Source organism: Type-D symbiont of Plautia stali (assembly GCF_001485335.1).
GTDB classification, from domain to species: domain Bacteria; phylum Pseudomonadota; class Gammaproteobacteria; order Enterobacterales; family Enterobacteriaceae; genus Pantoea; species Pantoea vagans_C.
Window position 1 is genome coordinate 34,907 of the sequence record NZ_BBOC01000037.1, and the last position, 14,445, is coordinate 49,351.

Annotated in this window: 9 protein-coding genes and 2 pseudogenes; all 11 read left to right on the top strand. The window is 57.7% G+C overall.

What is annotated here, in order from left to right; genetic code table 11:
• Window position 1: 1 nt before the first annotated feature.
• On the top strand, window positions 2-433 hold the full coding sequence (locus tag PSSD_RS13320; protein WP_058972557.1) for a hypothetical protein: 432 nt from the start codon (window positions 2-4) through the stop codon (window positions 431-433).
• 249 nt (window positions 434-682) lie between these two features.
• Complete coding sequence (locus PSSD_RS13325) at window positions 683-1,450, top strand: lysozyme inhibitor LprI family protein (RefSeq protein WP_058972558.1); 768 nt, start codon at window positions 683-685, stop codon at window positions 1,448-1,450.
• A gap of 59 nt (window positions 1,451-1,509) precedes the next feature.
• Window positions 1,510-1,773, top strand: coding sequence for a PAAR domain-containing protein (locus PSSD_RS13330; RefSeq protein ID WP_058972559.1), 264 nt, complete (start codon window positions 1,510-1,512; stop codon window positions 1,771-1,773).
• 2 nt (window positions 1,774-1,775) lie between these two features.
• A complete protein-coding gene (locus tag PSSD_RS13335) occupies window positions 1,776-2,981 on the top strand; it encodes a KPHS_23130 family T6SS system protein (RefSeq protein ID WP_058972560.1) in 1,206 nt (401 codons plus the stop codon).
• Window positions 2,974-6,365 (top strand): annotated as a pseudogene (locus tag PSSD_RS13340) (ImcF-related family protein). The gene PSSD_RS13335 and the pseudogene PSSD_RS13340 overlap by 8 nt, the downstream one beginning before the upstream one ends.
• Before the next feature lie 67 nt (window positions 6,366-6,432).
• The gene (gene tssA / locus PSSD_RS13345) at window positions 6,433-7,995 is read left to right on the top strand and encodes a type VI secretion system protein TssA (protein ID WP_058972561.1); all 1,563 of its coding nucleotides are present in this window, start codon (window positions 6,433-6,435) and stop codon (window positions 7,993-7,995) included.
• 28 nt (window positions 7,996-8,023) lie between these two features.
• Window positions 8,024-9,793, top strand: a complete 1,770-nt coding sequence (gene tssF / locus PSSD_RS13350) for a type VI secretion system baseplate subunit TssF (RefSeq protein WP_058972562.1) — start codon at window positions 8,024-8,026, stop codon at window positions 9,791-9,793.
• Window positions 9,757-10,838: pseudogene (gene tssG / locus PSSD_RS13355) on the top strand (type VI secretion system baseplate subunit TssG). The gene tssF and the pseudogene tssG overlap by 37 nt, the downstream one beginning before the upstream one ends.
• A gap of 22 nt (window positions 10,839-10,860) precedes the next feature.
• The gene (gene tssJ, locus PSSD_RS13360) at window positions 10,861-11,385 is read left to right on the top strand and encodes a type VI secretion system lipoprotein TssJ (protein ID WP_058972563.1); all 525 of its coding nucleotides are present in this window, start codon (window positions 10,861-10,863) and stop codon (window positions 11,383-11,385) included.
• Window positions 11,386-11,390: 5 nt separating this feature from the next.
• Window positions 11,391-13,715, top strand: a complete 2,325-nt coding sequence (locus PSSD_RS13365) for a type VI secretion system Vgr family protein (RefSeq protein ID WP_058972564.1) — start codon at window positions 11,391-11,393, stop codon at window positions 13,713-13,715.
• On the top strand, window positions 13,712-14,445 hold a 734-nt coding region (locus PSSD_RS13370; protein WP_058972565.1), incomplete at its 3' end, for a DUF4123 domain-containing protein. The genes PSSD_RS13365 and PSSD_RS13370, both read left to right, overlap by 4 nt.

Genomic DNA, 14,445 nt, shown 5'->3' on the forward strand with positions numbered 1-14,445 from the left:
TATGAGGTTTTTTTTGTGTTTTCTGTTGTTGTTTATATATCCGGCATTAGCTACTAAACATGATGGAGTATGGTCAAATGACTGTAATTCTTTTGATGCATTTGAGATTAAAGTTGATAGCTCACAAAGTCCGTTGGTTATCAATGATAATCAGATTGTTATTTTAGTACAGTCCAAAATGGTTGAAGAAGATAAGGCTGATATTTTTTTCAGCAAAACATTAGATCTTGGTGCAGGAGGGATGAGATTAAATTGGAACAATGTTAGCACCGCTAGAAAGATCGCAGATATTAATTTTAACGAACGGAAAGGTTTTCTCACTTGGTATGGGTTTTATGACGAAAAAATTGATAAATATTTTTGGATAAAAGACCCTGACTTTATGCGATCTTTATCGGTGAGTGGAAAGATTCCTTTAAATAAATGTAACTAACCCAATTGGTGATTAATCTTAATTTATTTTTTTAGTAAAACCTCCTCTTCGCCTAGGGTTATTATTGTGTGTTACGTGAAACTTGTTTCATGCCTTATACTTAACGGTTGCAATAATCTCTCATTTTAATGAGATGTTGAACAATATTTATAGGTTAAGGTTTTGTGCTTTTAATTTAATATATATTCATAAGGAAATGCACTGAAAAGAATTATCCCGTTAGGCCTGCTGGTAACTTCTTTAGCGTCAATGAATGCGCATGCTGGTTTTTTTAGCTCATCAGATGATTTCAAGTGTGGTCGTGATGATACTATTCAGGCATTACAAAAGAGTCTGAAAGACAATGCGAGCGAAATCCTTCAGTCAAGGTACATTTCATCCGGTAGCGCTTACTTCTACAATAAGCCTGAAGAAGTTTTGCAGCAGGAAATCAACGCGACTTCAGTCACGGTTAGCAACATCACTACGTCAGACGCATCGAATGGGATCCAATGCACTGCAACGGTTTCGGTGAAGGTTTCTCCTGCTGCACTGACCTTGTCCAAAGAAATGCCAGATCAGTTCGCGGTGCTGAAATCTGGTAGTGGCACTTTGCTCAACAATAATCTTGTCTGGAAGCGTTACTCATATCGGGCACAATTAGCAGATAACAAAAAAGATATCATTATTGAGAATCTCAATAGCATACCTGAAGCAATATACAATAATGCCCGACACTCCGTTAACAGTGAAAACATCCTGGACTCCAACGTTAAATATAAGAGAGATAACGCACTGAGAATCTATGAGTACAGAGATGGGGATTTGAATGCACTGTGGAAAACATTACCTGCCTCCCTTAGGACATCCATTAAGTCTGAACAGCAGGAATGGGTGAAATCTAAAGCGAAGAAGTGCGGAACCATTGAATTCGCAAAGTCTGATGTTGGCGATATGAAACCCAAGGTTGAGACATTGTTATGCCAGACCAAAATGACTGAAGAGCGCATCACGTATCTGGGCGGTAGCTTGGATTAATTAAGCTGGCGGGAAATTTTATATTACCCGCCTTAATTTTTTCAGAACGGAAATAAATCATGTTTCAGTTTATCCGTAAAGGCGACAAAACCACGCACGGCGGTTCGGTGCAGACCGGCTCTGACACCATGATCGTTGGCGGCATTGGCGTCGCACGCAAGGGCGACAAAGTCTCTTGCCCGTTGCCCGGTCATGGCCCCACCACGATTGTCGAAGGTAACCCGGAGTATCTGGATCACGGCGTGCCGGTGGCATTCCACGGCCACAAATGTGGCTGCGGCTGTTCGCTGATCAGCTCGTTCGCACCAGCGAAAGTGGGGTAACTATGCCTGTCTGGCTGGATGCCATTCCGGACGAAGCGACCAGGGTTGTTCGTCCAGCCATGTCCCGGTGGCTGATATTCCTGTTGGTGATGCTTGTCACGGTTGTCGTTGTCGGCACCTGGTTCTGGCAGGGACCGCGAGAGGGCATCGTATTCTGGCTCACGCTCACCGGCCTGCCCCTCTGTTGTTGGGGATTACTCTTCTGCCTGCGTCGCTTCGCTTATAAAACCGAGCAGGTGGGTGCGGCGTCCTGGAACCAGGAGCGGACCGCACTCATCAGACGCGAAACCCTGCGCGGTCAGCAGCCCGTCTGGGTACTGGGCAGCCGCATTGAAATGCGCGCCGGGCAGGATGCTGAATCGGTCAACGACACCCTGCAGCATGCGGTCCCGGTGCTGGAGATGCAGCCTCAGTCTGCGTATTCCACGCCGGTCCATTACGCCGCGCTGCCGCACTATGCTGCAGAGGGCAGCGCAGAGCGACCTGATTTCATCGGCCCTGTGACGGCCTGGGTTGCCGATATCCTTGCCCCGCTGCGGGAAGACCTGCACTGCTGGCTGCAGATTGACAGCGAGTTGCCGGAACAGACTGAAGCCTGTATGGCCATCCTTCGTCAGCTCGAGGCGCAAACGGGCAGGGTGTTCAGCCGCATCAGCCTGCAGGGCATGGCCGGATTCGACAGCTGGCTGGATGGCGCGGCAGACTCGCCGTCTGTGCTGGTCAGCGTCGCAGTTCATCTGCCCGCGCACCGTGAGGAAGGCGGGGCGGATGCCATCTCCACGATGGTGCTGGCGAACCGCCCCTCTGAACATTATCCCAACGCTCTCAGGCTGCATCGTCCGGAGCAGGGCAGTACTGAAACCCTCGACGGCACGCTTAAGCGTGCGCTGCTCTGGGCGGATGTCGGTGCAGACAAGCTGAGCGGGGGATGGATGACCGGTCGGGCCGTGACGCAGGGTTCAGCCTGGAACGGCGCGCTGGAGTCCAGCGGCGCGACTTTCAGCCTGACAGACGCCTTGCACACCCCCGACCACACCGCAGGCTACGCGGGTGTGGCCGCGCCCTGGGTCTGTATCGCCCTGACGCTGTCTACGCTCTCTGCCGGACAGTCACTCGCCATAGCCAGCCAGACGCCGGATGAGGATGCCATCTGGGTCGTGGTGGTGAAACATGCACCAAAAGAGGAAGGAATAACAGGGAATGTCTGATGTAAAAAACCGCTCGCTGGTGGGTATCACCACAGCCATTATTATCTTGCTGATTGTTATCTCGGCCTTTCTTCTGTGGGCCTGGCCGCAGGCCATTGAGGCTGCTGTCGGCATGCCACCGCTGGACGGCATCCGTATCCTTACCGTTGCGGTGGCGCTGGCTGCCGTTGTTTTGCTCACCGGCTGGCTGGTGGAGTCGCTGAGTCGTCGCGCGGGCAGTCAGGGGCTGCTGGCAGGATGGAATAAAAACAAGCAGAAGGCCGCGCTGCAGGCAACGGCCTCTGAGACCGTAGATACCCCCGAGAGCGCGAAGAAAAACGCTTCAGCGCAGAGCAGGTCAGCGCGTACCTGCGCTTTCGCTATACGCGACGCTGGCAAAAGCGGGTGCGCATCCTGCTGGTGCAGGGCAGCGTTGCGGATACCGATGCTGCTTTTCCCGGGTTAAGCCGCGACAGCTGGCTGGAAGGCGAAGGATTTGTGCTGGTCTACGCAGGTGAGCCGCAGGCGCAGCCGGATGAGACACTGTTGGCCGAGCTGAAACGGTTGCGTCCAAGCCGTCCGGCGGACGGGTTTTTGATGGTGCTGAACGCCCAGGAGATGCCCGGGAAAGCCGCCTGCGACGCCATCGCACGGGCCCGACAAAAAGCGGACGACCTGCTGGGCTGGCAGGTGCCGGTCTGGCTCTGGACAGTACAACCAACCCGCTGGGTGCAGGATGTGAACAGCGCGCCGGTTGCCGTTACGGCGGGCGCGCAGGCCGGGCGTAATGACCTGGCTACGCTGCTGCATGAGCTGCTCCCCCGGCTGCGCGAAGTGGGGACCGCCCGACTGGTTGCCGACGACCGCAACGACTGGCATATCTCTCTGGCGGCCGAACTTGAGAGAGCCACAGGCAACCGGCTGATTAGCACGTTTCAGTCGTTGACTGATGCGCCCTCCGCCTGTCGTATTCCCGGCATATTCTTCAGCCCGCCGCGCGCTGGTGATGATAACGATGCCCATGTGCTGTTGCGTGAGGAGGTCTGGGATACCCTGGCAGAGTGCTGCACGGTGGCTCGCCCACGTAAATTAACCACCGACTGGCAGCGCGTTACCCGCTTAACATTAGCAGGTGTGCTTGTGCTGTGGTGCGCGGGCACGCTGCTGTCGCTGGCGGTGAACCGCACGCAGATTTATCAGGCGCACGAAACGGCCCGTATCGCTGCTGACGTCCGTGCCCCGCTGGCGCAGCGCCTGCAGAATCAACTTCAGTTGCAGCAGACGATTGACCGACTGCAGCACCGTCAGGCAACTGGCGCGCCCTGGTATACCCGCTTCGGCCTGAACCAGGACGCTGCCACGCTGGCATCACTCTGGCCACTTTACACTGCCGTGAATAATCAACTGATGCGCGATGCGGCGGCACAGCACCTGCATGCGCAGTTAGAGAAGTTTGTCAGCCTGCCGCCCGCCAGCAGCGCGCGACAGGACAAGACCCGTCAGGCTTATGACTGGCTGAAAGCCTATCTGATGCTGGCGCGCCCGGCCAATGTCGATGCCGCCTGGCTGGCGCAGAACACGCCGACTCTATGGCCTGCACGCCAAGGCGTATCCGCCGGAAGCTGGCAGTTACTGGCACCGAAGCTGCTGGGATTCCAGGCGCAGAATCTGCCCCAGCACCCTGAATGGAAAATCAAACCTGACAGAGAGCTGATTGGCACCGTGCGCCAGATCCTGCTCAAGCAGATTGGTCAGCGTAATGCGGAGTCCGGCCTGTATCAGGAGATGCTGAAAAAGGTCGGACGCAACTGGCCGGACGCATCGCTGGCCGACATGACCGGTGACACCGACGCTTCGCCGCTGTTCTACACCGAGGAGGTAGTGCCGGGCATGTTCACCCGCCAGGCCTGGGAAGAGCAAGTCGAGCAAGCGATTGACGAGGTGGTGAGTGCCCGTCGTGACGAAATTGACTGGGTGCTGACAGACAAGTCGCGCCAGCCCGGCAGCGAGATATCGCCGGAAGCCCTGAAAGCCAGGCTGACCGAGCGCTACTTCACCGACTTTGGCAACGTCTGGCTCAATATGATCAACGGCATCCAGTGGGTGGAAGCGGGCTCGCTGTCGGAGGCCATTGGTCAGCTCAATCAGCTGGCTGACGTGCGGCAGTCACCGCTAGTGGCGCTGATGAACACGCTGGCCTGGCAGGGTAAAACCGGACAGAAGTCCGGTGCGCTCGCCGATACCCTGGTGGACTCAGCTAAACAATTGCTCACGCGCGAGAAAAAGCCCCGTCAGATGGTCGCTCAGGCGCAGGGGCCGACTGGGCCGCTGGATGCAGTGTTCGGTCCGCTGACCAGCCTGATGGAGGGTAAAGACGGTACCGGCAGCAACGGCAACCTCAGCTTCCAGTCCTGGCTGGCGCGCGTCACGCAGGTGCGCCTCAAGTTGCAGCAGGTAACCAGCGCGCCCGACCCTCAGGCGATGGCGCAGATGTTGGCGCAGACCGTATTTGAAGGCCGAACCATCGATATTACCGAGACCCGTGACTACAGCAGTCTGGTCGCCGCCAGCCTGGGCCAGGAGTGGAGTGGATTTGGTCAGGCGCTGTTCGTTCAGCCGCTGGATCTGGCGTGGCGTCAGGTGCTGTCGCCTGCGGCGGACAGCCTGAATACACGCTGGCAGAACACCATTGTCAGCCAGTGGAATGCGGCGTTCGCCGGACGCTATCCGTTCAAATCCACCGGCAGCGATGCCTCCTTGCCTTTACTGGCGCAGTTTGTACGTGGCGATACCGGGCGTATCACCGCCTTCCTGAAGGCCAATCTCGGCGGAATCCTCCATCAGGAGGGGAGCCGCTGGGTGGTGGATCCTTCTGCCAGCCAGGGGATGCGCGTCAGTCCGGCATTTCTTGACGCTATCAATCGGCTTGGCACCCTGACCGATGTGGTCTTTGCCAAAGGCGATGCCGGTTTACGCTTTGAGCTGATGGCGCGCCCGTCACAGGATGTGGCCCGTATCCAGTTCGCGCTGGACGGCCAGAATCTGGATTTCTTCAACCAGATGGAGGGCTGGCAGAGCTTCACCTGGCCGGGTGAGACGTACTATCCCGGCGCTAACCTCACCTGGCAGAGCACCACCAGTGGCGGTATGCAGTTGTACAGCAATTACAAGGGCAACTGGGGCTTTATCCGCCTGCTGGAAAAAGCGCAGGTCACCGCGCTGGACAGCAGCCGTACCCAGCTGACCTGGACGACCACGGACGGGAAGACCCTAAAATTTATCCTGCGCAGTGAACTGGGGGAGGGGCCATTGATGCTGCTCAGGCTCAGGGGCTTTACGCTGCCGGAAAACATCTTTGACGTGGATGCCGCCCCGCTGGCGCTGGATGACGAGGTGCCGGAATGACGCGCTTGATGCATCATCAACGAGATTCCGTGGTGTTCAACAATAAATCTGACGTGCAGGGAGCGCCATGAACGGTACTGAAACTGACTCATCAAACGCTGATATCCAGCAGTTTATGTTGCACTGGGAAAACTGGCTTAAACCCTTATCCGCGCAGCTCCCTGCGGGCGAAGATCCCGCCTATGACGATGACTTCCAGGCGATGCGGGAAGAAATCAACAAGCTGACGGGGATGGATACCGATAGGCTGTGTAACCTTGCCGAGAGCGTGCTGACCACCCGCGCAAAGGATATACGCGCTGTTACCTGGTACACGCTGGCACGGCTGGCACGCGACGGTGAGAAAGGGCTGGGCGAGGGGCTGACCCTGCTGTGCGCGATGGTCGACCGCTTTGGTCCGGCGCTTCATCCCTTGAGGCCGCAGGCCCGTAAAGCCGCTGTCGAATGGCTAAACGGTGACAAATTCACCGACGTCCTGTTGCGCTGGCCGGAAGTGGTCAGTGAAGACGCCGCCTTAACCACGGCGGCGCTCGACCAGCTGGAACACCTGTTTTCACGTTTTGACGAGCAGGAACACCCTTCTCTGGCCGGACTGCGTAACGCACTGAGTCAGCGGCTGGACCGCTCCGGCGGTGCCGGTGCGCTGGTGCCGCAGAACAGCAGCCGCGCCGCTGAAAGCATGGCACCCGCCAGCCTGCAGCTGGCCCCGGTCAAGTCGGGCCGCGACCTGCTGGACCAGGCAAAGCTGCTGTCGGCGTGGCTCAGCGATCAGCCCGCAGGCTGGCTGGCGGCCCACCGGCTGATGAAAAGCGTGCGCTGGGATACCGTCGGCGAAATACCGCCGATGGATGCCAGCAACCGGACGCGCCTGCCGCCGCCAAAAGGCGACTACCGGTCTCAGCTTAAACGCCTGTATGTACAGCAGAGCTGGCTGGAACTGGTGGACGCCGCGACGGACATCTTCTGCGAGGGCGTGAATCACTTCAGCCTCGATGTGCAGTGGTATCTCTGGCAGGGACTCTCCCGCGCGGGGCAGCCCTGGGAACAGTATGCCGATTACGTGGTTGCCGACCTTAAGCTGCTGCTGGAGCGGCTTACAGGGCTTGAAACCCTTGCCTGGAACGACGGATCGCCGTTTGCCGATGAGGTCACCCTAAACTGGATTAATGAACAGGTGAAGGGGGGGATATCCAGCTTTACTGAGCTGCCGGTAGCTATATCGGGTACTGATCAGGATGACGTGCTCTCGCTGGAAGCGGAAGCGATGGCGAAAGGTGACAGCGACGGACCGGAAGCGGCGCTGACATGGTTACAGACCCGACCGGGTACCCACTCGCCTCGCAGCCGCTGGCTGCTGCGCCTGCTGATGGCGCGAGTGGCCGAGCAATTTGGCCGCAACGATATGGCGCTGCACTTGCTGGCAGAACTTAGTGACAGCGCCCCGCAGCTTAGTCTCACGGAGTGGGAGCCTGCGCTGATGTTTGAAGTCTGCTCGCGTCGCCTCAAGCTATTACGCGTCAAATCCGCGCGCAGCGAACCGGAAAAGCTTCGACTTGCGCCTGAGATGGAACGATTGATGGCCATAATGATCAAGATGGACCCCGCACGAGCGCTGATCCTTTGCAACTGACAGAAATAAAGACACCAGGAGTCTGAGCATGGATGATTTAACCCTGCGTTATTACGAAGCCGAAATGCGCTATTTGCGTGAAGCAGGAAAAGAGTTCGCGCGCGCTCACCCCGATCGTGCAGCGATGCTCAATATGGACAAGCCCGGTGCGCGCGACCCCTACGTCGAGCGTCTGTTTGAGGGCTTCGCCTTTCTGATGGGGCGGATGCGCGAAAAGCTGGATGACGATTTGCCCGAGCTCACTGAGGGTCTGGTCAGTCTGCTCTGGCCGCACTACATGCGCACCATTCCTTCTCTCTCGGTGGTGGCGTTCACGCCGCAATGGCAACAGCTACGCCAGGCGGAAACACTGCCGTCTGGCTTTTCGGTACTGTCACGTCCGGTCGGTGAGCATCGTACTGCCTGCCAGTACCGCACGACCCGCGACATGGCGCTGCAGCCACTCCACCTGAGTGAGGCACGTCTGCATACCGAAACCAATGGTCGTTCGGCGATCCGTCTGCGTTTCACCTGCCCGCCGGGTGTGGACTGGACCAAGTGCGGCATCGATAAGGTTACGCTCTACCTCTGCGCCGACGGGCCGGTTGCTTCTGCGCTGCATCTGGCGCTGACCCGCCAGGTGCAGGCCGTTTATGTCAGTCACGCCGGTACTCACGGCGAACGCTCCCGGTTTGACGGCTGGTTCCGTCCGATGGGGTTTGACGATACCGACCGGCTGTGGCCAAAAGGTGAGAGTGCTTTCAGTGGCTATCAGCTGCTGCTGGAGTATTTCAGCTTCCGTCAAAAATTTATGTTTCTGGAACTGCGCGGACTTGAGAGCATCGGACTCAACAGCGAGTCCACCTGGTTTGAACTGGACGTGGTGCTCTCTGAAACCTGGTCAGCCGATCTGCCGTTTGAAACCGAAAACTTTCGCCTGCACTGCGCGCCGGTGATCAACCTCTTTGGCCTGGAAGCGGACCCGCTGATGCTGGACCCGCTGGAAAATGAGTATCTGCTGCGCCCGCTGCGGCAACAGGACGGGCACACCGAGATTTACAGCGTGGACGAAATCCACGGCTCTATGAAGCAGGGCAAACAGGCTTACGTGCCGTTCAGCAGCTTTCGTCACAAGGGCGGCATGATGCGGCATGACGCGCCGGAGCGCTATTTCCACACCCGCGTTAAACGCGGTGCATCGGGCATGGTGGACACATGGGTGATCCTCGGCGGAAGTGCGTTCGACCTCTACAAGCTGACTGAAAAGCCCGAGTCGCTTTCCGTGCGCATCACCGGCACCAACGGTCAGCTGCCGCGCCGGGCGCTGGAGAGCACGCTGCTTGACCGGGTGGTAAAGGCCGGCAAAGTGCCGGTGACGGTGATGAACCTCACCATGCCGACCATGCCGCTCTATCCCCCGGCTGCCGACCGATTTCACTGGCGGGTGATGAGCCATCTCGGCTCTAACTTCCTCAGCATGATGGATAACCCGGAGGTGCTGCGCGGCACGCTGGCGCTCTACGACTGGACGGATGATGAGATGAACCGGCGTCGGCTGGAGGCGATTGTGGCGGTGAAGCACACGCTTATCCGTCGTTTTGAATGCGGCTTCATGCTGCGCGGCGTGGATATTGAAGTCACGCTGAACGCCGACAACTTCGCGGGTGAAGGCGACATCAACCTGTTCGGCGAAATGCTGCATCGCTTCTTCGCGCTGTATGCCGATATCCATCTTTTTAATCAGCTTACGCTGGTTCTGCAACCCACAGGGAAGAGACTGCAATGGCGGGAGAATCACAGCCAGCACATACCGGGCTGACGGCGAAGTTGGGCAAAGAAATATGGCGGGTCAATTTCTACCGCTACTGCCAGTTACTGGAGCAGGAGAATCCCGGCAAGCCGCTGCTGGGGGCGAGTAGCCATCCGGGCCATGATCCGGTTCGGTTCCGACCCTGGCCGAGGATGGGCTTTCCCGTCAGCGAGATGCGGGCCGTGGAGTGGGATGAGGATAACCGGGACCTGCCGTCGACCGTCCGCACCACCTTTCTCGGCATGTATGGCGTGGACTCACCGCTGCCGGGATCTTATCTCGATGATATTGCCCAGCGGCGCGAAGGGCACGAGGCGCTCACCGCGTTTCTGGATATTTTCAGCCACCGCATCACCACGCAGTATTACCGCATCTGGCGAAAATACGCCTATCCGGCCTCCTTTGAAGCGGGCGGCACGGATAAAACCTCGCAGTGCCTGCTGGGGCTGGTGGGGCTCGGTATACCGGGTACTGCACAGCACGTGGCCACGCCGGTGTCGCGCTTTCTGGCACTGCTCGGCACCATGCGGCTGCCGACGCGCAACGCGGAGGGGATCCAGGCGCTGGTCCGTTTGCTGGCCCCAGCGACGGAAGCTCGCATTTCTGAGCACGATCCGGTGATTATCCCGATGCATAACCGCAGCGGCCTCAGTAAAAAAACCAGGTGTCACTGTCGCAACGGGCGGTGCTGGGCAAATCCGCCCGTGAGGGTAACAGCCGGGTGCGGATTTCACTGTTCACTCAAGACCCTGCTGAGGCGCAGGGCTGGCTACCTGGAAATCATCTGCATACCGACCTGCTGGCGCTGCTGCGTGTCTATATGGGTTACCGCAGCGACGCACGTCTGCAACTGACTATTCCGAGGTCACTGCTTCCCGAGTCGCGCCTCGACAGAAAACAGCGCCTGATCCTCGGGCGAACCAGCGTTCTGGGGCTAAAACCCGGCAGGCTGAATAACCAGCCAGAGCAGCTGACTATCAACCTCGGATGCTACGAAGGGATGTTGCTCTCCAGGAGCCAGCCCGCTACCAGCGGTCATTACCGTTTCGAATAACCCCTGTGAAAGGAATCTGACTATGTTTGTGTGCTCCGGATGGCGCATTCTGCTGCTCTCTGTCTGCGGTCTGCTCGCGGGTTGTGGCCTGACCCAGACCGTCACTGACGGAACGGTTAACGTGACTAAATCGATCTTCTACAAAAAGATCAAAGTGCTACACCTCGACTTCGTGCCACGTGCTGCTGTTAACGCCGATGGCGGCCAGACACCGCTTGCTACCATGGTGCGTGTCTATCAGCTGAAAGACAAACAGGCGATTGAAGCAGCTGATTATGCCTCACTGCTGCGCGATGGCGATCGGGTGCTGAAAGAGGATGTGTTGCTGTCACGTTCACTGCTGGTAATGCCGGGCGGTCATGCCAGCCTCAACGTGCCGATGGATGAAGAGGCGAAGTATATAGCGGTGATTGCACTGTTTAACCAGCCTGACCTGGTCAACAACCGCTGGCGACTGGTGCTGGAGCGTAATGACATCGACCCCGACTATCCGCGCGTTATTGAGCTTGGCAGCGGGACACTGAGCCTGCTATCGGTGAAGGAGTAATGCACATGGAAACGTGGTCAGAGTTGTTCCCCCGTCAGAACCCTTACCGCCTCGACATTCACAACTGTGCTCTTCAGCCGGACGTGCTGAAGTTTTATGGGCGTGAAGCCCTGAGCGAGCCGTTCCGCTGGGACATTGAGTTTACCTGCGCGCAGGCGATGGCGATGCAGGATGTGCTGATGGAGTTTGCCAGCTTCAGCATGCGCAGCGGCAAGCGGGTGTACGGCGTGATCACCGGATTTGACTGGCTTGCCACTACAGTGGACCAGTCGCACTACCGTATCCGGCTGGAATCCCGTCTGGCGCTGCTGTCCCGCACCCGCCGCAGCCGCGTGTTTCAGAACCTGAGCGTGCCGGAGCTGGCGGAGCAACTGTTGCGCGAACACGGCTATGAGGGTCCTGAATTCGAGTTCCGTCTGACGCAGCCGCTGCCAACGCGCGAACTGATAACCCAGTGGCGCGAAAGCGACCTCGACTTTCTGCGCCGCATCCTGGCGGAAACCGGCATCTGGTTCCGCAGCGAGATGAATTCTGCCACCGAAACAGAAACCCTGATTTTTTCCGACAGCCAGCAGGGATATACCGAAGGCGTCACGCTGCTGTGCCGCGAGTTGTCCGGCCTGCATGACGCCGGGCGGGAAGCAGTGTGGGGGTTGCGCAGCTGGCATGACGTGGTGACCGGCGGCGTGGCGGTGAAGGATTATAACTACCGTCAGGCGGCAGAACCGGGCGAGGCAAAAGCCGCCGTGCGCAGCCACGCCATCACTACCGGCGAACACTATCGCTACGCGGAGCCGTTTGCGATGGCGGGCGACGATGCTACGGCAGAACCCGAGAGCGGTGCATTTTTCGCCCGGCTACATCATGAGCGGTCGCTGAACCATGCCGCGCGCCTGCATTTGTTCAGCAACAGCGACGCGCTTTCGCCGGGGCAACTGCTGAACGTCAGCGATGATAGCAGCGGAGAACTGGCCGACGGCATGGTGATTCGCCTTGCCACCTTTCACGGCGCGCGTGACCGTAAGCTTCAGGTATCGCTGTGGGGCATTCCGTACAGCGAACAGTATGTCATGCGGCCTGCACCTCTTTCGCGCCCGGTTATCAGCGGAACCTTGCCCGCCCGCGTTGAGAGCCGTCACGGGGACGATATTTACGCGTGGCTGGATGCGCAAGGCCGCTACAGGGTGAAGCTCGACATGGACCGCGACATCAGCGAGTCCGGCTACAGCTACCTGTGGCTGCGACAGGCGAAACCTTATGCCGGTGATACGCACGGCTGGCATACGCCGCTGGTGCAGGGCACAGAAGTCGCCATCGCCTTTGACGGCGGCGACCCGGACCGGCCTTATATTGCGCACGCCCTCCACGACTCTGAACATCCCGACATTGTCAGCCGTGACAACCGCAGCCAGAACATCCTGCGCACCCCTGCGCGTAATGAGCTGCGTATGGAGGACAAGCGCGGCAGCGAGCACGTAGTGCTCTCCACCGAATACGGCAAAACCCAGCTTAACCAGGGGCACATCACGGATGCGCAGGGGAAACAGCGCGGTGCGGGTTTTGAACTGAGAACCGACGAGCACGGCGTGATCCGCGTGGCAAAGGGGCTGTTTGTCACCGCAGACGGCCAGCAGAAAGCGGTGGGTGAGGTGCTGGAGATGGACGCCGCGCTGCGGGAAATCGAACTGTGCCTTGAACTGATGAAACAGCTGGACACGGCGATGCAGCAGGCGCAGGCGCTGCGTGCGGACCTCAGTGCGCAGTTGGCGATGTTTAATGAACGTCTGAAGCCACTCAATGAACTTGTCCACTTTGCCGCGCCGGAGGGTATGGCGTTTGCCAGCGGTGAACATCTGCTGATGGCAGCAACGGAGAATGTGGCGATCAACGCGGGCGGGGATATCAGCGCAGGTGCGATGGAGGATGTCAGCCTTATGGCCGGAGAAAGTGCCGGACTGTTTGCCCGCAGCGGCAGACTGAGCCTCATAGCAAGTAAAGGGCCGCTGGTGATGCAGGCGCAGAATGCGGCGATGCAGTTGCTGTCGGAGAAGAAACTCAGCATGAGTGCCGAGCAGGACGTGCTCTTTGCCGCGAAAAAGCGCATCACGCTGATTGGTGGCGGCAGCTACCTGAAGATCGAGGCAGGGAAAATTGAGTACGGCACCGTCGGGCGGTATATCGGCAAGGTGAAGGCGGTGATGAAGGGTGGGATTCAAAGTGAACAACCTGAGTTAACGAGGGTTCAGCCAGTAATGAGCCAGGAAGTCTGCTTCCCTTGTTTGCTAAATGCGATACGTGCTAACGATGCCGTTGTACAGGGGGTTGGATGATTGATAACACGCTAATGTTCAGCACTTTGCCTGATTGCCCCAAGCAACATCTCTTTATACTGTTTGAGGCTGGCGCCATGGAGCCAGAGCTTTTTGCCAGGTTCTATGCACAACATGCCGCCAGCCTTTACTCACTTTACCAGCACCCGCAGTTGGTGCCTTTTCAAAATTATGGACCTTGGTTGCTACAGACAGCCAGTAAGCAGCAACTGCGCGAACATCTGTCTACTTTGTCCGCATGTCAGGGGGTGCTGGTGTCCGAACGGCCCCTGGAATCGCTGGCCATCCAGCTATCACGAGGGTGTGTGATTCTGACGCCTGATGATAAAGCTATGCTGGTGCGTTTTTATGCCAGCCACGCATTACCCGTACTGGCGGCAGAAAAACAGAGCAACTGGCATCCTGAATTGTTCAAGGATATTGCCCTGTGGTGGATGCCCGGTCTGAGTGGGTGGCAGCAGATAGATATCACATCACAACATGTACACCTCGGGTTACCTGTGACTGTCCGTTTAAACAGGCGTGCCTGGAATGCTATCTCGGATTCGCCCATCATTCAGAACGTGCTCGCGGAGTGGCAGAAACGACCAGAAGCGCAGGGTTTTTCATCCTGCACGCAACGTTTGCTTGTGATTAAAGCGCTAAATAAAGCCGAAGAAGCCGGAATGCTGACAAGCTATGACCGAACGTTTTATGCACTTTGTTATCTTGGCGGGGGAAAAGCGTTGCT

What these genes read in the sequence shown, in the direction of transcription:
- PSSD_RS13320 (WP_058972557.1), top strand. Translation starts at nt 2, where the DNA reads ATGAGGTTTTTTTTGTGTTTTCTGTTGTTGTTTATATATCCGGCATTA.
- PSSD_RS13325 (WP_058972558.1), top strand. Translation starts at nt 683, where the DNA reads ATGAATGCGCATGCTGGTTTTTTTAGCTCATCAGATGATTTCAAGTGT.
- PSSD_RS13330 (WP_058972559.1), top strand. Translation starts at nt 1,510, where the DNA reads ATGTTTCAGTTTATCCGTAAAGGCGACAAAACCACGCACGGCGGTTCG.
- PSSD_RS13335 (WP_058972560.1), top strand. Translation starts at nt 1,776, where the DNA reads ATGCCTGTCTGGCTGGATGCCATTCCGGACGAAGCGACCAGGGTTGTT.
- tssA (WP_058972561.1), top strand. Translation starts at nt 6,433, where the DNA reads ATGAACGGTACTGAAACTGACTCATCAAACGCTGATATCCAGCAGTTT.
- tssF (WP_058972562.1), top strand. Translation starts at nt 8,024, where the DNA reads ATGGATGATTTAACCCTGCGTTATTACGAAGCCGAAATGCGCTATTTG.
- tssJ (WP_058972563.1), top strand. Translation starts at nt 10,861, where the DNA reads ATGTTTGTGTGCTCCGGATGGCGCATTCTGCTGCTCTCTGTCTGCGGT.
- PSSD_RS13365 (WP_058972564.1), top strand. Translation starts at nt 11,391, where the DNA reads ATGGAAACGTGGTCAGAGTTGTTCCCCCGTCAGAACCCTTACCGCCTC.